The 21775-nt window shown below is 62.8% G+C and carries 20 protein-coding genes; 9 read left to right on the top strand and 11 right to left on the bottom strand.

Going from position 1 to position 21775, the window contains the following annotated elements; all coding sequences use genetic code 11:
• The first annotated feature begins 27 nt into the window (after positions 1-27).
• On the top strand, positions 28-624 hold the full coding sequence (locus NKH83_RS09420) for a cation efflux transmembrane domain-containing protein (protein WP_352507109.1): 597 nt from the start codon (positions 28-30) through the stop codon (positions 622-624).
• A 232-nt stretch (positions 625-856) separates the two neighbouring features.
• Here the strand turns inward: NKH83_RS09420 and NKH83_RS09415 are convergent, their stop codons facing one another.
• Entirely contained in the window at positions 857-1279 is a 423-nt protein-coding gene (locus NKH83_RS09415) for a hypothetical protein (protein WP_352803536.1), read from the bottom strand.
• Between the two features lie 191 nt (positions 1280-1470).
• Between NKH83_RS09415 and NKH83_RS09410 the strand changes: the two genes are divergently transcribed.
• The 5 genes from NKH83_RS09410 (at position 1471) to NKH83_RS09390 (ending at position 7344) form a co-directional block, all read left to right on the top strand.
• Positions 1471-2283, top strand: a complete 813-nt coding sequence (locus NKH83_RS09410) for a class I SAM-dependent methyltransferase (protein WP_352475658.1) — start codon at positions 1471-1473, stop codon at positions 2281-2283.
• A 569-nt stretch (positions 2284-2852) separates the two neighbouring features.
• Complete coding sequence (locus NKH83_RS09405) at positions 2853-4361, top strand: tlde1 domain-containing protein (RefSeq protein WP_352475657.1); 1509 nt, start codon at positions 2853-2855, stop codon at positions 4359-4361.
• Between the two features lie 361 nt (positions 4362-4722).
• A complete protein-coding gene (locus NKH83_RS09400) occupies positions 4723-5508 on the top strand; it encodes a ThuA domain-containing protein (protein WP_352475656.1) in 786 nt (261 codons plus the stop codon).
• A 55-nt stretch (positions 5509-5563) separates the two neighbouring features.
• Entirely contained in the window at positions 5564-6622 is a 1059-nt protein-coding gene (locus NKH83_RS09395; RefSeq protein ID WP_352649654.1) for a Gfo/Idh/MocA family protein, read from the top strand.
• 299 nt (positions 6623-6921) lie between these two features.
• Complete coding sequence (locus tag NKH83_RS09390) at positions 6922-7344, top strand: hypothetical protein (RefSeq protein WP_352475654.1); 423 nt, start codon at positions 6922-6924, stop codon at positions 7342-7344.
• Between the two features lie 143 nt (positions 7345-7487).
• Here the strand turns inward: NKH83_RS09390 and NKH83_RS09385 are convergent, their stop codons facing one another.
• The 6 genes from NKH83_RS09385 to NKH83_RS09360 form a co-directional block, all read right to left on the bottom strand.
• Complete coding sequence (locus NKH83_RS09385; RefSeq protein ID WP_352475653.1) at positions 7488-8216, bottom strand: amino acid ABC transporter ATP-binding protein; 729 nt, start codon at positions 8214-8216, stop codon at positions 7488-7490.
• A gap of 29 nt (positions 8217-8245) precedes the next feature.
• Entirely contained in the window at positions 8246-8920 is a 675-nt protein-coding gene (locus tag NKH83_RS09380; protein WP_352475652.1) for an amino acid ABC transporter permease, read from the bottom strand.
• Complete coding sequence (locus NKH83_RS09375) at positions 8917-9588, bottom strand: amino acid ABC transporter permease (RefSeq protein ID WP_352475651.1); 672 nt, start codon at positions 9586-9588, stop codon at positions 8917-8919. The genes NKH83_RS09380 and NKH83_RS09375 overlap by 4 nt, the downstream gene beginning before the upstream one ends.
• Positions 9589-9705: 117 nt before the next feature.
• Entirely contained in the window at positions 9706-10494 is a 789-nt protein-coding gene (locus NKH83_RS09370; protein ID WP_023677252.1) for an ABC transporter substrate-binding protein, read from the bottom strand.
• A 110-nt stretch (positions 10495-10604) separates the two neighbouring features.
• On the bottom strand, positions 10605-11768 hold the full coding sequence (locus NKH83_RS09365) for a saccharopine dehydrogenase family protein (RefSeq protein WP_352649652.1): 1164 nt from the start codon (positions 11766-11768) through the stop codon (positions 10605-10607).
• Positions 11765-12268: an Lrp/AsnC family transcriptional regulator gene (locus tag NKH83_RS09360; RefSeq protein ID WP_023677254.1), complete on the bottom strand. Its 504-nt coding sequence runs from the start codon at positions 12266-12268 to the stop codon at positions 11765-11767. Before NKH83_RS09360 ends, NKH83_RS09365 begins: the two co-directional genes overlap by 4 nt.
• A gap of 384 nt (positions 12269-12652) precedes the next feature.
• Here NKH83_RS09360 and NKH83_RS09355 point away from each other — a divergent pair, with 384 nt between their 5' ends.
• Positions 12653-13507, top strand: a complete 855-nt coding sequence (locus NKH83_RS09355) for a hypothetical protein (protein WP_352475648.1) — start codon at positions 12653-12655, stop codon at positions 13505-13507.
• A gap of 168 nt (positions 13508-13675) precedes the next feature.
• Here the strand turns inward: NKH83_RS09355 and NKH83_RS09350 are convergent, their stop codons facing one another.
• Both NKH83_RS09350 and NKH83_RS09345 read right to left on the bottom strand, forming a co-directional pair.
• The gene (locus NKH83_RS09350) at positions 13676-14722 is read right to left on the bottom strand and encodes an acyltransferase family protein (RefSeq protein WP_352803525.1); all 1047 of its coding nucleotides are present in this window, start codon (positions 14720-14722) and stop codon (positions 13676-13678) included.
• Between the two features lie 215 nt (positions 14723-14937).
• Complete coding sequence (locus NKH83_RS09345) at positions 14938-15663, bottom strand: 3-keto-5-aminohexanoate cleavage protein (RefSeq protein WP_352507121.1); 726 nt, start codon at positions 15661-15663, stop codon at positions 14938-14940.
• A 160-nt stretch (positions 15664-15823) separates the two neighbouring features.
• Between NKH83_RS09345 and NKH83_RS09340 the strand changes: the two genes are divergently transcribed.
• Positions 15824-16567, top strand: coding sequence for a 2OG-Fe(II) oxygenase (locus NKH83_RS09340; protein WP_352475644.1), 744 nt, complete (start codon positions 15824-15826; stop codon positions 16565-16567).
• Positions 16568-16595: 28 nt separating this feature from the next.
• Here NKH83_RS09340 and NKH83_RS09335 read toward each other — a convergent pair whose 3' ends face one another.
• Complete coding sequence (locus tag NKH83_RS09335) at positions 16596-17945, bottom strand: sigma-54-dependent transcriptional regulator (RefSeq protein WP_352803521.1); 1350 nt, start codon at positions 17943-17945, stop codon at positions 16596-16598.
• 6 nt (positions 17946-17951) lie between these two features.
• Positions 17952-19811 (bottom strand): sensor histidine kinase, encoded by a 1860-nt coding sequence (locus tag NKH83_RS09330; protein WP_352803519.1) that lies wholly within the window; start codon positions 19809-19811, stop codon positions 17952-17954.
• Between the two features lie 236 nt (positions 19812-20047).
• On the opposite strand from NKH83_RS09330, the gene NKH83_RS09325 reads away from it, so the two are divergent.
• The gene (locus NKH83_RS09325) at positions 20048-21379 is read left to right on the top strand and encodes a dicarboxylate/amino acid:cation symporter (protein WP_352803517.1); all 1332 of its coding nucleotides are present in this window, start codon (positions 20048-20050) and stop codon (positions 21377-21379) included.
• Positions 21380-21775 lie beyond the last annotated feature (396 nt).

Genomic DNA, 21775 nt, shown 5'->3' with positions numbered 1-21775 from the left:
ATTAACGGCGTCACATCGGGACAGACTATGCAGCAAGCCATTACGTCGGACGGCCTTCGCCGGGTGGTGCTCGTCGTCGCGCTGCTGAACCTCGGTTACTTCGGCATCGAATTCGCCGTGGCGCTGGCGATCGGCTCGGTGTCGCTGTTCGCCGACAGCGTCGATTTTCTGGAAGATGCCTCGGTCAATCTCCTGATACTGCTCGCCATGGGCTGGTCGCTGCGAGCCCGCTCGCGGGTAGGCATGGCGCTGGCGCTTATCCTTTTGGTGCCCGGCCTGGCGACGCTGTGGACCGCGTGGGAAAAGTTCAACATGCCGGTGCCGCCGCAACCGGCAGCGCTGACGCTGGCGGGGTTGGGCGCCTTGGCGGTCAACCTGTCGTGCGCCTACATGCTGGCGCGCTACCGCCGTCACAGCGGCAGTCTTACTAGGGCGGCATTCCTTTCGGCCCGCAACGACGCCGTCGCCAACATCGCGATCATACTGGCCGGGTTGATAACTGCCTTCCTATGGCGCTCGGCATGGCCGGATTTGATCGTCGGCCTCGGAATTGCGGCGCTGAACGCAGACGCGGCGCGCGAGGTCTGGGAGGCAGCTCGGGAGGAGCACCGAGCCGGTTCGTGAAGCCAAACGCCCAGCGCGGTGCCGGCTTGCGAATGCGGCGATGCAGGGGCGCCAATGTAGGGGCGCCAATGCAGGCCCGCAGACCGGCGTGCAGTCATCCAGAAACTTGCGTGATTTCTAATATAGCGCACATTTGCAAAGCGGGCGGAGGCAGAAACGTGCTCATAAGCACGCACCTCATCAAAAGGCCCGCGTCCGGACGAGGACGCGGGCCGGTTTTCGCTGGCATGCGCTAGGCAGGTATCAAGACGGCGATGCGATGAATGCCGACCACCTTGCTGGTGTTCGTTGCCGCGTCGGTCTTACCCTTGGCGCAGGTGTACATGTCACCTTCCCTAAGCTTGAATTGCTTGTCGGCTTTCTTGATCGTGAATTCACCGGCGGCAATGGTGCACACCATGTCGTTGTCCATCACCATTTGAGGGGCGGCTGCTCCGGGCTGAAAGACTATGTCGACAATTGAGATGCTCTTGTAAGCGGGGATATCGGAATTGCCGGTGCCGACCTCGACCAATCTGACGCCGGGGGCTATTTCCTTGCCTTCCTTCGGGCCGTATTTCTTGACCTTTGCAGCAGCCGCCAGCGTGAACAAAGGCGGCACCGCTGCCGCCGTCACGCCAAGCGCGATTGCAGACCTGCGACTTATGGTTTTCATCGCATCCTCCCATTTTATGTTTGGCCACGCACCAATGCGCATGACCATAAGATATTAACACATATGCAGATAATTGCAGCACGGCGTTTCGGAGCTTCCGGGAGCGAACCGCCTCCCGGTCGAATGCGACCGAATAGCAAACAATTCCATGCTATGCTGACGAGCCATCAAACGGACGGCGGGGGATAGCAATGTTGGAAACGGACAAGGTATTCGCCGGCTCAATTCCGGAAAACTACGACCGCTATATGGTGCCGTTGATTTTCGAGCCGTTCGCCGCAGATCTTGCACGGCGAGCAGCGTCCTTGTCGCCAAGCGCCGTTCTGGAAACCGCCGCGGGCACCGGGGTTGTCACCCGCGCATTGGCGCCAAAACTGTCGCCCGGTGCAAGCTATGTCGTAACCGACCTCAACCAGCCGATGCTCGACTACGCCGCTTCGCGGCAAGCTCCCGACGATCGCATCAAATGGCGTCAGGCGGATGCTCTGGCGCTACCGTTTGAAAATGCGGCCTTCGATCTCGTTTGTTGTCAGTTCGGCGCGATGTTCTTTCCCAACCGCTCATCTGCCTACCGCGAAGCCCGGCGAGTCCTGAAGCCCGGAGGACATTTTCTATTCAGCGTATGGGATCGCATCGAGGAGAACGTGTTTGCCGACGATGTGACGAATGCTCTGGCGAGGATTTTTCCGAACGATCCGCCGCGCTTTCTGGCACGCACGCCGCATGGCTACCACGATACGGCACTGATCCGTGGCGAGCTGGAGGACGCAGGTTTTTCCGGTGTGGTGATCGAGACGAGAGCCGAACAAAGCCGTGCCTCCTCGCCGCGCCTTCCGGCCGTTGCTTATTGCCAGGGCACTCTCCTTCGCAACGAAATCGAGGCCAGAGAGGCGGGGAAGCTGGACTCTGCAACCGACTATGCCGCAGCCGCCATTGCAGACAGGCATGGCAGCGGCAAGGTTACTGCCAAAATTCAGGCTCACATAGTGGTGGCTGTGGTCTAGGTGTTGGATATCCCGCTCCGGCACTTGGCGACATTCAGCTGCTGCGCGGCAAACATCTTGCCGCTGTCCCGAATTCTCAGACGTTAATCGTTCATTCGCCCGAGTGGCAGGTCGACAAGTGCCGGGTCGATAATCGCCGTTCTGATCGAACGCCGGGGCTTGATGACGGTGGCTGCCGGCCGCAAGATTCTGGTCGGCCCGGCTTCACTTTCGCAGCCATGCCGACTCCGCCCAGCAAGGTCTAGTCATTTCGCTTTCTTGACTCGGCCGACAAAAACGGGCAGCAAAGTCATCATTGGAGGGCAGTTTTGCCAACTATGCAGGTTTTGGAGGGCGTTTTTCGGTGTGACCGTCGCCCAATCGGCGGTCGGTAGAGGGATTAGTTAACCAACTTTGTCCATCTTTTGAATCAATCGGCAACAGACGCGAAGCGTGCTGGGGGCACCAGGCGAACTGTGAATGTCACGGCTGCGAAATCCGCTAGCCGGCATCGGCCGATTGAGAGTGGTTGAATGGCGTTTGTAAGTGCGAAAACCCGGGGTGACAGTCCTGCAACTGGATTGACTTCGATGAGGCCCGGCCTGCGCTGGGTCGCGGTTCCGGCCGTCGGCGCAGCCATTGCTTTATGGTCGGTGGCGACCTTGGCCGGCCTTTATTCGATGGGAACCTCGCTCACCGCCGCTTCCAACGGTCTCCCGCAAAGCCTGCTCGCGCCGCGCACGATCGCGCTCGCCGATCCTCGCCGCAGCCTTGCAAAGGCGCAGGCCCCGACATGGGCCGCGACAAACGCAGCGCTGTCGGCCAAGCTGCTGCAGCACGGGTGCGATGCCAACTGCCTGCGGTCGGCGTCGAATTTCGTTCACCAGGGAAAATCGGCGCGTCTCAAGCGCAATACGGTGCCGCTCGTCGCCGATGCATCGCGGCAATCGAGCTTCGACGACGTGGTGGCCAAAGCAGGGCTGTCGCCGCAAAAGCTTGCCGCCGCCTTTGCCCGTGCCGGCTCACCCGTCATGCTCGCAAGCCTGCCGGCCGCCGCCCGGTTCGCCGAGCCGGTACGCATTCCCGACCCGAACGGCCCGGCATCGGTGCGCTTCGGGCCGGAGGTGGCGGAGATCGAACGCTCGTCGCGCCTGGCTCTGGCGCTGGCGAATACTTTGCCGGAGCAGATGATCGACGTGCTCCCGGCAGCCGTCGTGGCAAGCGAGCCGGCAGCTTCGCAAGAGCCGCAAGAGCCTGAGGTCCAACTGGCCTCGCTGCCGCCGCAGGACGACATGCCCGACAGCGTTCCGCTGCCGACGCTGCGTCCGCAGGCGGACATCGATGAGCCGGCGCCCCAGGCTCAAGCCTCGAAAGACCGGGCGCCAAAGGATCAGGCATCAAAGGCCCAGGCAGCAAAAACGGAGCCGCCCCAGAAATCCAGGGCCCAGGCATCCAGGGCGAGCAAGGTCCAGACGGCCGACGCTCCGCCGGTCGAGACGCTACCCGGCAGCCTGTCGCCGCGCAATTCGTCACAAGCGGCAGTGCCGGCGGTGTCGGGCAAGCCGGGCAAACGGTCGAAGACGCAGGGCGGCGACATGCTGGCCTATGCCAAGCCCGACATGCCTTCCGGCGGACTCGGCGGAGCCTTCAGGAACCTGTTCACCACGCCCAACATGGGCAGCGGCGTCGCCGTCTACGACATCTCGGCCAAGACCGTCTATATGCCCGACGGCTCACGGCTGGAGGCACATTCGGGACTGGGCGCGATGGTCGACCAGCCGCGCTACGTTCACAAGAAGAATGTCGGTCCGACGCCGCCCGACACCTACAATCTGACGCTGCGGGAATCGCGCTTCCATGGCGTCGAGGCCCTGCGTCTCACCCCTGCCAGCGGCAGCAACAAATATGGCCGCGACGGCCTGCTCGCCCACACCTACATGCTGCGCGGCGGGCGCGCCGAATCCAATGGCTGCGTCGTCTTCAAGGACTATGCCCGCTTTCTCGCCGCCTACAAGAAGGGCAAGATCAAGCGGCTCGTCGTGGTGCCGCGCCTGTCAAAGCCGCTGACACGCGTCGCCCAAGAGGGCCGCGGCGCTTAGGGCGTTCGCGGTCCTTTACGGCTTCGTCATCCCAGGGCGGAGCGGACGCGAAGCGGAAGCGCAGACCCTGGGATCCATGCCGTTGCATCAGCCGAAGAATGCAACGATGCAGATTTGACGCCGTTCTGTCGCAATCCCTTTCACCTCTTATCCCTCTTGCATCGAGGTTCTGCACCGTCGCAGCGCATAGAAGTCACGGCATGGATCCCAGGGTCTTCGCGACGTCGCTTCGCTCCTGCTTCGCCCTGGGATGACGACGCTGGGGGACGTTTGGGCCAATCTCGAGGTTTTCATTCCCGGCCGAGGATATTATGACTGACCCGCAGGGGCGGCTCCAGCTTCAAACAATCACGAGGACATCATGACAATACGCGCTGTCGTCTGGGGCGAGAATATTCATGAGCGGACCAACGAGGTGGTCGCCGGCATCTATCCCGAGGGCATGCATGCGACGATCGCCAATGCGCTGAAGCTCGACCCGGAGATTTCGGTATCGTGGGCGACGCTGGAGCAGAAGGAGCATGGGCTGCCGGCCGACCGTCTCGCCGAGACCGACGTCTTACTGTGGTGGGGACACAAGGACCATGGCGCCGTCGCCGACGAAGTGGTCGAGCGCGTGGCGCGCCGCGTCTGGGAAGGCATGGGGCTGATCGTTCTCCATTCCGGCCATTTCTCGAAGATCTTCAAGAAGCTGATGGGCACTCCCTGCACGCTGAAATGGCGCGAGGCGGGCGAGCGCGAACGGCTCTGGGTGACCAGCGCAAGCCACCCGATCGCTGCCGGGATCGGCGAGTATTTCGAGCTCGAAAACGAGGAGATGTATGGCGAGCAGTTCGCCGTGCCGGAGCCGCTCGAGACCGTGTTCATCTCCTGGTTCCAGGGCGGCGAAGTGTTCCGGTCGGGGCTGACCTATCGCCGCGGCGCCGGCAACATCTTCTATTTCAGGCCCGGCCACGAGACGTATCCGACCTATCATGACGCCAACGTCCACAAGGTGCTGCGCAATGCGGTGAGATGGGCGCACAACCCCCAAGGCTCCAATCCGGCTATCCTCGATGCGCCGAACGTACCGGTGGAAAAGGCGCTCGAGCCGATCGTCGAGCGTGGCGGAAAACTTCATTCCGCCGGCGAAACCGGCTTCCGCTAGACGACAAATCCATTATCGAACAAGAAGATAAAGCCCTGTCCTAAGGATAAGAATCATGCGTCTGTTGATACTCGGTACGGGCTGGATGGCGGAGGAGCATGCCAGGCAGTTCGGCAAGATCGAGGGCGTCGAACTGATCGGCGCCGTCGATCTCGACCGTACGCGTGTCGACAAGTTTTCGGACATCTATGGCATCCCCAACCGCTTCGCGTCGCTGGACGAGGCGCTGGCATGGGGCAAGTTCGACGCGGTGGCGAACGTGACGCCCGATCGCATCCACCATCCGACCACCATGATGCTGATCGCGGCGGGCAAGCCGGTGCTTTGCGAAAAGCCGCTGGCCGAAAACTTCGAGAAGGCCAGTGAGATGGCCGATGCCGCCGAGCGAGCCGGCATCATCAACATGGTCAATCTGACCTATCGCAATGTCGCGCCGCTGCAGAGAGCGCGCGCCATGGTGCTGGCTGGCGAGATCGGCACGGTCAGGCATGTCGAGGCCTCCTATCTGCAGAGCTGGCTGGTATCCAAGTTCTGGGGCGACTGGCGCACCGATCCGAAATGGTTGTGGCGGCTGTCGCGCGGCCACGGCTCCAATGGCGTGCTGGGCGACGTCGGCATCCACATCCTCGATTTCGCCAGCTATGGCGCCGCACTCGACATCGACCATGTGTTCTGCCGCCTGCGGTCCTTCGACAAGGCGCCCGAAAACCGGATCGGCGAGTACGAGCTCGATGCCAACGACAGTTTCACCATGGCGCTGGATTTCAGCAATGGCGCTTTCGGTGTCGTTCATGCCAGCCGCTGGGCGACGGGCCATCTCAACGAACTCCGCCTGCGCATCTACGGCGACAAGGGTGGCATCGAAGTCGTGCACAATCTGACCAGCTCGGAGCTGAAAGCCTGCATCGGCGAAGATGTCGAGAACGCCAAATGGCAAGTTCTGGACGCCGGAACGGTGGCGACCAACTACCAGCGCTTTGTCGATGCGGTGCGCAACGGCGTTCAGGCCGAGCCGTCGTTCCGCCATGCGGCCGAATTGCAGAAGGTGCTCGACCTCGCCGTTGTCTCGGATGAGAAGAGGGCCGAATTGAGCACGCACGCGGATGCGCAATAGGCTTGGGTTCCTGCGCCGCAGGGCGAGGGAGAGGTGGCCGCAAAGCGGCCGGAGAGGGGTCTTTGGCAGCGAGGGCCTTCGCAAGAATGAAATGTCTTTGATGGCGGGACAAGGTCGCACGCAATGACATGGTCAGCGCAATTCCCCCTCTCCGTCTCGGCGACCCGAGTGGTTTGTGAAACTCGCTAGCCGCGAGCGAGACTGAACTAACTCGGAAGGTCAGTTGACTCTTCGCCGCAACGGCCCATCGTTGATTGTTGGCCTACCTTTCCGACCAACTTTTGAACAGGGAGGAAACCATGGAAGCCGTCAATCGTAGATCCACAATTGCACTCGGTCTTACACTGGCCGCAACGCCTCTGATCGCTTGGGGGACACCAGCAGCTGCCCAGACTTACGGCCCCGATGAGGGCAAGGAGGTCTCACCCGGCGTCAGAGTTGTAGCGCTTGGTGAGCGCAAGTCGGTCATACCAGCCTATGCAACGGTGAAGCTGCGCGATGTTGTCATTCAGCCTGGAGCGAAGACGACTGACAACATGATGAAGAACGACATGCTCTGCCACATGACTGAGGGAGAACTTTCGGTCGTTCACAACAAACAAAAGTTCACAGTCAAGAAGGGCGATGTTTGGGCCTGCGCTAATGGCGCTACGACAGAAGGCACCCAGAACACGAGCAGTGCGGTCGCGATCATGCGGGTCATCGATTTGATGCCAGCATAAGGGAAGCGGCTGGTGGAAGTGCGGCAATGGCCGCCCTAAGAGGAAGCCCGGCGCGCATCTGTCGTATTAGGGAACGTCCAGCGAAGGGCCGCTTTCCATCCATCTCCGCCATCGACGACAGCCAGCTGAGTTGAGTTCGAACCCTAATGCCGCAGGATCTTGCTCAGGAAGGCGCGGCTGCGGTCCGTCTTCGGGTGCGAGAAGAACTCGTCCGGGGTGCCGCTCTCGACAATGGCGCCGGCGTCCATGAACACGACGCGCTGGGCGACCTTGCGGGCAAAGCCCATCTCGTGCGTCACCACCATCATGGTCATGCCTTCCTCGGCCACGGCGACCATGACGTCGAGCACTTCCGAGATCATCTCGGGGTCGAGCGCCGAGGTCGGCTCGTCGAACAGCATGATCTTGGGCCGCATGCCGAGGCAGCGCGCGATCGCCACGCGCTGCTGCTGGCCGCCTGAGAGTTGCGCCGGATAGGCATCGACCTTGTCGGCGAGGCCCACCTTGGCGAGCAGCTCGCGCCCGGCCTTTTCGGCCTCGGTGCGCGGGATCTTGCGGACATGGATCGGCGCCAGCGTCACGTTCTCGAGCGCCGTCTTGTGCGGATAGAGGTTGAACGACTGGAAGACGAAGCCGATCTCGGTGCGCAGCCGCGTCATGTTGGTGGCGGCGTCGCCGAGACGCTGGCCGTCGACCGTCAGGTCGCCGTCGCGGATCGTCTCCAGCCCGTTGATGCAGCGGATCAAGGTGCTCTTGCCCGAGCCGCTCGGGCCGCAGACGACGACCACTTCGCGCGGCTCGACGCTCAGCGTGATATCCCTGAGCACGTTGAGCTGGCCGAACCATTTGTTGACGCCGCGAAATTCGATCATGCCAGTGCCATTTTTGCTAAGGTTCGACATCACAACTGCACCTCGCCATGCGCCGCGCCCATGCGTTGCTCCAGCCGGCGGGCCAGCATGATCAGGGGGTAGCAGACGATGAAGTAACCGAGCCCGACGAGGAAGAAGACGAGCAGGCCGTTCGGCACACGCTGCACCACCAGCCAGCCGACGCGGGTGAGGTCGGTGAGGCCGATGGCCGAGACAACCGAGGAATCCTTGATCAGCAGCACATATTGCCCGACCAGCGGCGGCAGCACGATGCGCATCGCCTGCGGCAGCACCACCTGGCGCATGCGCTGCCAGCGCGACAGGCCGGACGCCAGCGCCGCCTCGACCTGGCCGGTCGGCACCGAGCGGATGCCGGCGACGACGATCTCGCAGATGAAGCAGGCGGCCAGATTGGTCAGCGCGATGATGCCGGCGATGAAGGCGTCGAGCTCGATGCCGAGTTCCGGCAGGATGAAGAAGATCAGGAAGATCTGCACCAGGAACGGTGTGCCGCGGATCAGGTCGACCCAGGCGCCGATCGCGCCGCTGATCAGCCGGTTGCCGCCGGTGCGCAGGATGCCGAGGCAGAAGCCGAGCAGCGTGCCCAGCACCAGGCTGATCAGCGACAGCACCACGGTCATGCCGAGGCCGCGCAAGGCGAGGGGGTAGCTGCCGGCGATGCTTTGCAGCTGCTGCCAGATCATGTCCGTGCCCCCGCGAGGCCGAGCCAGCGCCCGGAGAGCGCCGCCAGCCCCTTCAGCCCGTAATAGAGCAGGAGGTAGAAGGCGGCGATGGTGATAAAACCTTCCGCCGGCATGAAGCGGTCGGAAGCGAGCAATTGTCCGGCGCGCGTCAGTTCGGCGACGGAGATCAGCGACAACAGCGCGGAATCCTTGACCAGCACGATTGCCTGGCCGAGCAGCGGCGGGATCGTCACCTTGAACGCCTGCGGCAGGATGACGAGGCGCATGCGCTGGACATAGGTCATGCCCGAGGCGACGCCGGCCTCGACCTGGCCGCGCGGGATCGACAGGATGCCGGCGCGGATGATCTCGGCGACATAGGCGCCGCTGTTCAGCGACAGGGCCAGGATGCCGACGACGAGCTCGGGCAGGACGAAGCCGAGCCGCGGCAGGCCGAAATAGAGGAAATAAAGCTGCGCCAGTAAGGGCGTGGCGCGCACGGCGTCGATATAGGCCTTGGCCGGGACGCGGAACAGCCGGCCGCGCTGCAAATTCATTGCGGCGAGCACGATGCCGACGGCGAGCGCGCCGGCAAAGGAGAGCGCAGACAGCCACACGGTCGTGACGAGGCCCTGCCCGAACAGGGGCAGATATTCGACGATGGTGCGGAAGCTGAAGTTTTCGAGCATGGTGAGTGGGCAGTAGTGAGTAGGCAGTAGTGAGTAGTGAAGGTGTCCGGAATGGCCATCAGCCACTCCATGCTCCCTATTTCTACTTCCTGCTCCCTACTCCCTACTCCCTATCCGTTAGTGGTCTTTTTTCCAGGCGTCGGAATTCACCCAGTAATCGAGGTTCTTTTGCAGGCGGCCGTCGAGGCTGACCTGGTCGAGGAACAGGTTCATCCAGACCAGCAGGTCCTGCTCGTCATAGCGCGTGGCGAAGGCCAGCGGCTCCTTCGACAGCATATCCGGCATGATGGTGAAGCTGCCGGCTGGGTAAGCGGTCGACTGCCCCTTGACCGCCGAGACGTCGTTGACGCCGCAATCGGCCTGGCCGTTATTGACGGCGTCGAGCAGCAGCGGGCCGCCGCCCTTGTAGCTCTTGATGTCGGCATCGGGGAAGGCGGCCTTGGCTTCCTTCTCGCCGGTGGCGCCGAGCAGCACCGCGATCTTGGTGCCTTTGGCCTTGCAGTCCTCGGTGGACTTGAAGGCGGTCCCAGCCTTGGTGAAGACGGTGCTGCCCGTGTACATGTAAGGCTTGGTAAAGGCGACCTTCATGCCGCGCGCCAGCGTCGGCGTCATGTCGGCGACCAGAAGATCGGCCTTGCCCGACAGCAGCGCCGGGATCAGGCCGTCCCAGTCGAAGTCGAGGAAGGTGATCTTGACGCCCATTTCCTTGGCCATCAGTTCAGCGAGTTCGACCGAACTGCCGGTGCGTTCGCCGGCGGCGCCCACCAGCGAAAAGGGCGGGCCTTGCGTCTGCACCGCAACGCGCAACTCACCGCGCTTGGTGATCTCGTCGAGGGTTCCGGCACTGGCGGCAGCGGTGAGGCCGGCGAGCGCAAGTCCGGCGATGAAAAGCTTGGCAATCTTCATTTGGGCATTCCTCCTTGTTGTCGTTTGTTGTTCCACTTGTTGTTTCACCCCATCGGGTGCTTTTTGAGCGGCAGCGCCGTTGCCGGCGGCAACCACCGTTCGAAAATCCTTCAGTCCCAGCTCACTATTTCGGCAACCTTGATGCCGCGCCTGGCCAGCGCGTCGAGGAAGCGGCCATCGGGCACATGCAGCAGCGGGTTGAGCAGGCCGGGCGTGGCGATCTCGCGCCGTGCCAGCATCTGCGCCACGATGCTGGCGGGATAGCCGACGCCAAGGCTCATGCCGAACAGGCCGGAGGCGAGATCGCGTTCGATGACCAGCTCCGAGGTCACCGTCTTGCGGCGGCCGCCTTCGCTGCCGACAAAGACGTTGCGCATCACGCAAAGGTCTTTTTCGTCGGCGCCATATTGCAGTTGCGGACCGAGCAGCCGGCCGAGGAATTCGCGTGGGCTGGCACCGGTGCCGGATACCTTTTCCTCGGACAGGAAGCCGAGCTGCTTCAGCGGCGCCCAGAACGCCGACCAGCCAGGCCAGCGCAGCGAATATCGGCCGGAGCGCTGCAGCCCCTTTGCGGCGGCAAGCATGCCGGCATAATGCGGCGCGTCGCCATTGGGGAAGGCTTCCAGCCTGCCCAGCCCCGCCACCTCGATCTCGTGGATGAAGCGATTGTCGTGCTGGCGGGCGGCCGGCACATCGACCCGTTCGCCATTCTCGACCAGCACACTGTCGCGGTTCTGGCTGACCAGAACCATGTCGAAATTCCAGCTCACCTTGTAGCGCAGCGGCTCGACCACCGCTTTCGGCTCGGGAATGCCGCCGCAGTAGGAGTCGATCGCGGTGATGGTGTCGAACTGGCTTGCGGCGCGCGCGTAGAGCACAAGGTCGATGCCGGGGTCGAGCCCGCATTCGGTGACGATCGAGACGCCGGCCTTTTCGGCCTCCGGCGCGAGATCGGCGATGGCCTTGCCGTAATTGGTGGTGACCAGCGGCGTGCGCGTCGCGATCGCCGCCTGCACCGCCTCGCGCATCAGCGGTTGCGGCAACAGGTCGATGACCGCGTCGACATCCTTCATCACATCGGCCAGCACCGGACCGATCGCGCCCTCCGGCACGACGAAACGCACCCGGGCAAGGTCGGTCAGGCCGCCAAGCCGCGCAGCGCCGTCGGTTGCGGTGTCGACACAGACCACTTGCTCGACGCCGTCGCTGGCAACGAGATCGGCGATCGCCGCCCGGCCTTGCAGGCCGAGGCCGCCGAGAACCGCGATCTTCATGCCATTTCCTTCCGCGTCTCGTCCGACCAGCAGCCTTCCGGCAGGCTGACCCATTTGTTGCACGACGCCATGACGACGAAGGTCTCGCTGCGCACGACTTCGCCCGGCTCACCGGCGCCGGGGATCAGCTCGCTGGTGACGCGGTAGAGATCGGCGACATCGCCGGCCACGGTCACGTCGACGATGATGTCGAAGCGTCCGGTGACGACGGCGGCCGAGTTCACGAAAGGCAGTTCGGAGATGCGCTGCGCCAGTTCCCGGGCGCGACCGCGTCCCTGCGCATTGATGCCGACGATCGCCGAGATCAGCTCGGGGCGTTCGGTGAGGTTGAGCAGCCCGACGATCTTGAGCAGGTTGCGGTCGAGCAGGTTGCGCAGCCGCATGCGCACCGTCGGCACCGAGATCGCCATCTTCTCGGCGAGGCGGTTGACGCCAAGCTGCGCATCCTGCGACAGCAGCTTGACCAGTCGCCGGTCGGTCTGATCGAGATGTTCCCGCAAACGCTCAGGCTTTCATAAAGGGAAATAAACGGCCGAATTTTCTTTCGGATATGAAAATACCTTATGAGAGATTTTTAACAATGGCAAGAGCCACGTCGTCCGCGGTCCCCTATGCCTGTCGGCAGTTTCGTCGAGGACGTCACATTTTGTTCTTGCTTTGTGCCGGCAGCTATGCTACTAATCTGGGTATGGTGCTAATTGGCTCCAAAGACCCGCCTCCCCGAGGCGGGTTTTTTGTTTTCCCATACCTTTGAAGGTTCAGCGCCGCCGGCTTGAGGTTGGCGGGACAGCGCCGTTCGGGACGCGCTGTGTTCAAGGGTGAAAGAAGCAAATGGCGCAAGAGGTGCCTGGAATCTCATGTTTAGAAAGGAACGGTAAATCGACATGAAGAAGATTTTTCATCTGTTGGTGCTCACGGCAATCTGCACCATTACCGCCGCCATGGCGCCAGTTGGCGCCGCATATGCCCAGAATGCGCCCTACTGGCGAGCGGACTGGGAGGAGGGGCCTTGCACCGGCGCCTCGTGCTACACCGACTGGTCTTTCGTTCAGGCGGAGGATTCCGCGCAAGCCGATCCCAGCCTGAACGCAATTGTCAGCGGCCTTGTCTCGACCGGCGCAGGGAATGTATCCTCGCACGGCGGCAACAGCTTCGGAAAGTTCGAAACGACGCTGGCCGCCATCAATGCCGGGAAGCCCCACTCCAAAGTCTACAAGGAGTGGCTCTTTGCAGGCGGCCTGGCCAAGAACGACGCTTTCGGACGTCCACTCCAGGCGGTGCCGCCGTCAGGGATCGATGGAACCTATGTCGCGTGGTTTTTCATTCCCTCCGATTACCAATACGCGGGAAACGGCTGGGCGAATATCTTCCAGTTCAAGGTGACCGAGCAATCGCCTTTCAAGCAGGACCCAACGTGGTGGGTCAACCTGACCGACAATTCGACTGACGATGTGGTGATGCTGCATGTGGAGAATGCAGCGGCCGGAGTGCATAATCCGGCTAACGATGTTCCCGCACCGAAAGGCCGCTGGTTTCAGCTGCGCGCGGATCTCTATGAAGGGGTATGCATCGATTGGTATCTGGACGGGGTGTTTTGGCAATCATCGTCAAACGCAACCTGGCCGGTCGGGCGGGATTCCGACGGATCAGGTACACCTCAGTCATTCGTGTTTGGCGTGGGTCACTATGGTGGAGTTGGCAAACTCTACACTGACGATGCCTACATGATTGCAAAGTAGCCACTGGCAAATTGCCGAAGTGCATAAAACAATAAGCTGCTTCGGGTCCAACCGGGCAGCTTTTTTTGCACTTTGAGCGCGTCGCGTTTGAACGGACCCTGGGACGCCCTTTAAGTCTTTGTTCTGTGCATGTCGTGTCGCAAAATCGTTGCGAGGCGCAGCCGCAACTTATTGTGCCTTCACCTGATAGGCGGAGAGGCTCATCCGCGAAATGGCCAAAAGCGGCTTTTCAATAAAACTATAGCTGGCCAGGGAGACGGCAATGCAGGCGGCGACAAGAACCATGCCTGCAAGCCATGGTGATACATTGGCGCTTGCAACGACAGGAGCGGTCGCAAGCAGCACGATAGGATGCGTCAGATAGAGAGAGTAGGAAGCGTCACCCAACCTTGCCAGCACGCGAGGAGCAAAAAGCCGGAAGTAGCTTTCCAGGCTGATGCAAGCCGCGACAAGGATCAACGCGGGGAGTCCCTGAGCAAGGCTTCGCGGCAAGTTGAAGCCGAGTACCATCACCAGCATGGACATGATGGCGAACACGATTGCCGAGGCACCCAGGAAAGCAGGCAAACGCGCCAGCCTGCCGACCAGGTGGCCGAGCGCCATGCCCGCGAGGAACTCAAACAGGATTGGCGTGGTGTAGAAAAACAGCACAGTGTCGGCGGCGGGTTTGAAGATGATGCGCGCCGCTACGGCGATTGCAAAGACAACGCCGACCGCGGCCATTTGCGTCCACCTGCCAAAACCCATGGTCGCCGCGAACAGAATATAAAACAGGATTTCCAGATTGAGCGTCCAACCCACGCCAAGCACTGGTTGGACATAGCCTGTGACCGTATCGAGATAGGGTATGAAAAGCAGGCTATTGGTGATCTGCTCAAGAGACACTGCACGACCGGCAAACAACCAAAGTGCGGCGACCATGAGGAAGGTCATAACCCAATAGAACGGAACGACGCGCGTGAACCGCTGCATCAAAAAAGCACGGTGGTCTGAGCGTCTGTTCTCCGTCGAGAGAACCATGACAAAACCACTGATGACGAAAAACAAGTCGACGCCACTGTTCAGAACGGGAATACGCAGGTCGAGCATGCCCAGTGCGCCCGGAAGATGATAGGTAACAACCATGAGGGCTGCCAGCCCCCGCAGGATCTGTATCGATGTATACTGTTGAATCCGGCGCGGCGTGGCGTGATCATTCTGCGGAATGATTTTCATAAAAATGGTCCCCAGTGCGGGAGAGCACTAACATACGGGGTCGTTGATGTGCTGATTAATTGCTGGTTTAATTAATATGCAAGGTTTTATATAAATTTTACTGACATTAGCGTGCTGCCACGCTTGAGTTCGCCGACTTAGACCTGCCTATTTGCCAAAACTTGCTATCTCCCCCCTGAAGAGGGGGATCGGCGGCCATCGACGCTTTCCCCGTGCTAACGACTGGTCTCGAAGATAGCGACGGCTGCCGCTGTCAGCGCAGCGTTACCGGGTGCTACTGTTCCATCAGGAAGCTCCTTGCCGTCTTCCAGTCCGACGCGCGTCGACCAACGGCGTTCCGCCGCCCGGTGCACGAAAGGCCAGACCGTGGCGTCGGCGCCGTGCAGCAGGATTGCCCGGCGCATTCCGGCGCCGTCGAGCACGGCGGCGATATCGTCGCTGATCTCAAGCGCAGCGTCCGGCTCCTGCTCGGAGATTTCGATCAGGATGCGCAGCACGCGGTTGCCATGGTCGAGGCTCACCAGGCGTTCGGCGTCGGCTACGGAGGCAAGCCCCGCCTCGATGCCAATGCCGCGCTGGCGCAGACGGCCCATGACTGCCGGTGCTGCATTCTCGCTGAGATTGACCGAGGCATAGTCGGGCAGCTCGCTCCAGCGGGCGATCGCGGCAAGCGTGCGCTCGTCGTCGCTCTCGATCCAGGCGCCGGTGGAGACGCCGATCAGCGTTCCCGGGCAGGCGCGGCGCAGCGCCAGCACGGTCGGGTCCATTGCGTCAGGGGCAAGGCTTTCGCGGCCATCGAGCCCGCGTGCATGGACATGCAACTCGGCCGCACCTGCGGCCACGCAGGCCGTGCCGTCTCGCGCAATGGCTTCGGGATCAAGCGGCAGTCGGGGGTGGAAATCGGCGCTGCGCGCGCCATTGATGCAGGTCTGGACGATCATGAGGTGGTGGTCCCGTTGAGTGGAACAAGTTTAGCCCATGACCACGAAATCGGAAATTGAATGAAGTCCCATCCCGCGAACCTCACCCGGCAAGAAACGGGTGGTCCGCGCGCGCCGTTTCACCCATCTCAATGACAGAGAAGCCACAGGAGGCGAAGCGATGACCATCCATTCAATAGGCGCGAAAGCGGCGGTGAAATCGGCGGAGGTGCGCGTTGCCGGATATGATTGGCGGACGCTGGCCGATGAGCTGAGCGGCTATGGCTGCGCGGTGATGGAAAAGCTGCTGACGCCGCAGGAGTGCGGACAGATAGCCAGCCTCTATCCGGACGAGAGCCATTTCCGCAGCCATGTCCACATGGCGCGGCACGGCTTCGGCAAGGGCGAGTACCGCTATTTCCGCTATCCCTTGCCCGACTTGATCGGCGGCTTGCGCACAGCGCTTTATCCGCGCCTGGCCGCGGTCGCCAACGGCTGGAACGCGCGCATGGGTATCGCGCAGCGCTATCCCGACGAACACGCCGCGTTCCTCGAGCAATGCCACCAGCAGGGCCAGACGCGGCCGACGCCGCTCCTGCTGCAATATGTCCCCGGCGACTTCAACTGCCTGCACCAGGATCTCTACGGCGATCTGGCGTTCCCGTTGCAGGTGGCGATCCTGTTGTCGGAACCAGGCAAGGATTTCACCGGCGGCGAGTTCGTGCTGACCGAGCAGCGTCCGCGCATGCAGAGCCGCGTCGAGGTGGTGCCGCTGCGCCAGGGCGATGCGGTCGCCTTCGCGGTCCACAATCGTCCGGTCCAGGGCAGCAAGGGCAATTACCGCGTCAACCTCAGGCACGGCGTCAGCCGGCTACGCTCCGGCATGCGCCACACTGTCGGCATCATCTTCCACGACGCCAAGTAACCGAGCCGCCGGTCGAGGCCGGCGGCGATTACCGGGAAAAATCGCTGCGCACGATGCCGTGGCGCTGGAGCTTGTCGTAGAAGGTCTTGCGCGGAATCCCCAGCGCCTCGATCGTGCGCCTGACATCGCCGTCGTTGCGGCCAAGCGTCTCGCGAATGATGTCGGCCTCGTAGCGCTCCAGCCGCTCCGGCAGCTTCATGGCGGCGTTCGATTGGGTCGGGGCAGGGGCTTCGGCGCCTTCCTCCAATCCAAGCACGAACCGCTCGGCGAAATGCGCCAGTTCGCGCACATTGCCCGGCCAGTCATGGTCGCTCAGATGGCGATGCACCGTCGCCGGAACTGCCGGCACAGGGCGGTGGAAGCGGGCGGCGGCGCGCTCGGCGAAATAGAAGAACAGCAGGGCGACATCGTCGCGGCGCTCGCGCAGCGGCGGGATCGAGATCGTTACCACGTTGAGCCGGTAATAGAGATCCTCGCGGAAAGCGCCGCGCTGGCGCGGATCGCCGAGGTCGACCTTGGCGGCGGCGACGACGCGCAGATCTACTGGCCGCACCTCGTTGGTGCCGAGCGGCGTGACCTCGCGCATCTCCAGCACGCGCAGCATCTGCACCTGTGTCGAGACCGGCATGCTTTCGATCTCGTCGAGGAACAGCGTGCCGCCGCTGGCGTGCTCGATGCGGCCGATCCGCTTCTTCTGCGCGCCGGTGAAAGCGCCGGCCTCATGGCCGAACAACTCGCTCTCGATGACGGTCTCCGGCAGCGTGCCGCAATTCAGCGCGACGAAATTGCCCCTGGCGCGGCGGCTCCAGCGATGCAGAAGACTTGCCACCACCTCCTTGCCGGAGCCGGTCTCGCCGGTCACCAGCACGTCGACGTCGGTGTCGGCGATCTGGCGCAGCGTGCGGCGCAGCCTGTCCATCGCCGGCGTCTGGCCGATCAGCGGCAGGCTGTCCTGCGCCTCTCCGGCCGCCTCGCGCAAGGCCCGGTTCTCCATTACCAGGCGGCGCTTTTCCGCTGCGCGGCGCACGCTCTGCACCAGCCGGTCGGCGGCGAAGGGCTTTGTGATGAAGTCGTAGGCGCCGTCCTTGATCGCCTTGACGGCCATGGCGATGTCGCCATGGCCGGTGACGAGGATGACGGGAATGTCGGCATCCAGCCGCAGGATGCGATTGAAAAGCTGCAAGCCGTCGATCTCCGGCATGCGGATATCGGACACCACGACGCCGGCAAAACCGGCGTCGAGCGTGGCCAGCGCCTCGGCCGCCACCGCAAAGGCCGAGACCGAGAAGCCGGCAAGCTCCAGCGTTTGCGCGGTGGCCTTGAGGAGATCGCGATCGTCGTCGATCAGGACCACCGGTGCGGAATTGTCGTTCGTCATGATGGCTTACGCTGCTGTCTGGAGATGAATGGTGAAGCGAGTGCCGCTGTCGCCGCTCGAAACCTCGATGCGTCCGCCATAGTCTGCGACGATGTCCTTGGAGATGACGAGGCCGAGGCCCAAGCCTTTTTCCTTGGAGGTGTTGAACGGCGTGAACAGCGATTTGAGGATCGCTGGCGGAATGCCGGGTCCGTTGTCGGATACGCTGATGGTCACGCCATCCGCGGTCTCTTCGACCGAAACCCGCACATGAGCGTCGTCGCGGCCGTCGAGCGCCTCCAGCGCGTTCTGGAAGAGATTGATCAGCACCTGTTCGAGCCGCACTCGATTGCCCATGACCTTGAGGCTCGGCAGCGGCAGGTCGACGACCAATGCGTCGAGCCGGCCGGCAAAGCGGCTTCTCAACAGCATGACGGCGCCCTCGATGACGCCGCGCAATTCGACAGGCTCGGCGGCGGTGCGGCCCTTGCGGGCAAATGCCTTCAACTCCTCGGTGATTGAGCCGATGCGTTCGGTAAGGGCTGCAATGGCGCCGAGGTTTTCCTCAGCCGGCGCGGTCTGCTTGCGGTCGAGGAAGGTGCGGGCGTTGTCGGCATAGGCACGGATGGTGGCGACCGGCTGGTTGATCTCGTGGGCGACGCCGGCGGCGACCTGGCCGAGGATGGCGAGGCGGTTGGCCTGGACCAGGTCCTGCTGCACCACCTGGAGCTTTGCCTCCGTGTTGCGGTGGCCGGTGATCTCGGCCTGCAACCGGTCGCGGGCTCGGCTCAGATCCTCGGTGCGTTCGACAACGCGGCGTTCGAGTTCGGTGCGCGCCGCCTGTTCGGCGGCAATCCGCATCTGCGCCGACTGCCGGCGCCACAACAGATACGCGGCCAGGCCGAGCAGCGGCACGACGACACCCAGTGCCAGAAGCCGCATTTCGCGGACGGCAGCGGCGATCGGCGTCTCGGCCGGGACGAGATAGTCGAGCCGCCAGGGGGTCGAAGGAACCGGCGTCGAAAGGCTGAGATACTGCGCGTCGCTGCCGCCGGGCGTCACCGCGTGGACGATCGACACATCCGGGCTGAGCGCCTGCGCGTGCATGATCGGCAACGGCACAAGCGGCGCGTCGCCGAACTGTTGGCTGTCGCGAATTGCGGCTTGCTTGGGTGCGGCCAGCGGCGCGGTTGTCATGAAGCGCCAGGACGGCACGCTGGTGATCAGCACGACGCCATTCTCGTCGCTGACATAGGCCGGGCGGTTGGCCTCGCGCCAGTCGGCTTCGAGCTGGTCGAACTCCATCTTGACGACGACGACGCCGAGCGGTGCGGCGGCATCGCCGACGCGCCGCGAAATGTAGAGGCCGGGACGCTTGCTGACATTGCCGAGCGCAAAATATTCGGCGGTTCCGGCCTGCATCGCGCCGGAGAAATAATCGCGAAAACGGTAGTCGTTGCCGACGAAGCTGATCGGCTCGCGCCAGTTGCTAGAGGCGATCGCCAGTCCGTCGGCGCCGATCACATAGAGCACCGACGCCTTGGTGCCGGAGACCAGCCCCTCGAGCTTGCGGTTCAGCACATCGATTGCCGCGGCGTTTTTCTGCGACAGCGCGTCACGCACCTGCTGGTCTGCGGACAAAAGCAGGGGCAGGGCGCGCGGGCTTTCGAGCACGGCGCGCAGCAGCGCGACCTTCAGATTGGCGTCGGTACGCCCCTGCGCCGCCAGGGCCCCGATCTCGGCGGTACGGCCGTAAAGGCCGGCGCCGTAGAGCGCTGCCGTGACGATCAAAAGCGCGACGGCCGCAAACAGCAGCCAGGCTCGGCGCGCCCGCCTGGCGAGTTGCTCGGGCGTCGAAGACAAGGCACCGGCGGGGCGTTGCAGCATCGCCCATTTGTGCATGAACTCGCACAAAACACAATTCAACCTATGTGGAGAGTCGCACTTGACCATACGTCCGGCAGTGCGGACGTTTGTGAATGCTCAACAAAATCAATGATGAATAACTCTTCTGCGTATCTGGCATGGCTGTTGCAAACACGAATTCAGCAGTCGCGAGGCTGCTGGTCAAAACAACTGCCCCGGGGAGTCGAGCTTTCGATCGGGGCGCCATGGAGGACGTCATGCAGACAGCAATCGCTGCCGCCGAGCCGCGCGGCAAACTTCCCTTATACCGGCATCTTTATGTGCAGGTGCTCGCGGCGATCGCCGCCGGTGTGCTGCTCGGCCATTTCTATCCTGAAACCGGCGAGGCGATGAAGCCGTTCGGCGATGCCTTCATCAAGCTGGTGAAGATGGTGATCGCGCCGGTGATCTTCCTGACCGTGGCGACCGGTATCGCCGGTGTTTCCGACCTGCAGAAGGTCGGCCGCGTCGCCGGCAAGGCGATGATCTATTTCCTGGTGTTCTCGACGCTGGCGCTGGTCGTCGGCCTGGTCGTCTCCAATGTCGTCCAGCCCGGCGCCGGCATGCACATCAACCCGGCCACGCTCGATACCGCCAAGGTGACCGCCTATGCCGAGAAGGTGCACGACACGACCATCGTCGGCTTCCTGATGAACATCATCCCCGACACCATCACCGGCGCCTTCGCGCAAGGCGACATTTTGCAGGTGCTGTTCTTCTCGGTGCTGTTCGGTGTCGCCCTGGCGCTGGTCGGCGATCGCGGCCGTCCGGTCGTCGATTTCCTGCAGGCGCTGACCACGCCGATCTTCCGCCTCGTCGCCATCCTGATGAAGGCCGCGCCGATCGGCGCGTTTGGCGCCATGGCCTTCACCATCGGCAAATACGGCATCGGCTCGATCGCCAATCTGGCCATGCTGATCGGCACGTTCTACCTGACTGCGTTGCTGTTCGTGCTGGTGGTGCTCGGCGCCGTCGCCCGCTACAATGGCTTCTCGATCCTGGCGCTGATCCGCTACATCAAGGAGGAGCTGCTGCTGGTGCTCGGCACCTCGTCCTCGGAAGCGGCATTGCCGGGCCTCATGGCCAAGATGGAGCGCGCCGGCTGCAACCGCTCGGTGGTCGGCTTGGTCATCCCGACCGGCTATTCCTTCAATCTGGACGGCACCAACATCTATATGACGCTGGCCGCGCTGTTCATCGCGCAGGCGACCGACACGCCACTCACCTATGGCGACCAGATCCTGCTGCTTGCGGTCGCCATGCTGAGCTCCAAGGGTGCCGCCGGCATCACCGGCGCCGGCTTCATCACCCTGGCGGCGACGCTTTCGGTCGTCCCCACCGTGCCGGTCGCCGGCATGGCGCTGATCCTCGGCGTCGACCGCTTCATGTCGGAATGCCGGGCGCTGACCAACTTCATCGGCAATGCGGTAGCGACGGTCGTGGTGGCACGCTGGGAAGGAGAACTCGACCAGACGAAGTTCGCCGCCGCTATGGCCGGCGACTTGCCGGAGGAAGTCGACCTGTCGCTGCCGGGTTTGCAGGCCGCCTGACTGTTTAGACCACATGACCATAAGCCCCGGAGGCGGTTCGCCGGCTCCGGGGCAAAAGCGCCGGCGGTCGCGGCATGCCGCCTGAAACGCAACCTGAAGTGGCCCTGTTTTCGACGCGGGGCTTGTTCCAGCCGCATTTGCAGGCCACTATCCGCCATGCCTTCAGGGCACCGTCCGCTTCGCTCCCGACCTGATCGCGAGGCGAGACATTTCCGTCGGGCTCGGTTGCGACATCACCTTGGCCGAAGGTCGGAGCTTTTGCTGCCGCCGATCGTGACATGGCAGCAGCCCTCGAAGGCAATGGCGGCCTCAGTACGAAGTCGCAATGCGAAACGTGACCCGTCTCCTGTTGGAAGGCGCAAGCTTTTCCCAGGGAACTCGTTGCGCGCCAAGAGG

The organism is Mesorhizobium sp. M0909 (genome assembly GCF_040319515.1).
In the GTDB taxonomy this organism is placed as follows: domain Bacteria; phylum Pseudomonadota; class Alphaproteobacteria; order Rhizobiales; family Rhizobiaceae; genus Mesorhizobium.
Note: the sequence above shows the minus strand (reverse complement) of the source record. Positions and strands in the feature narration are given on the sequence as shown.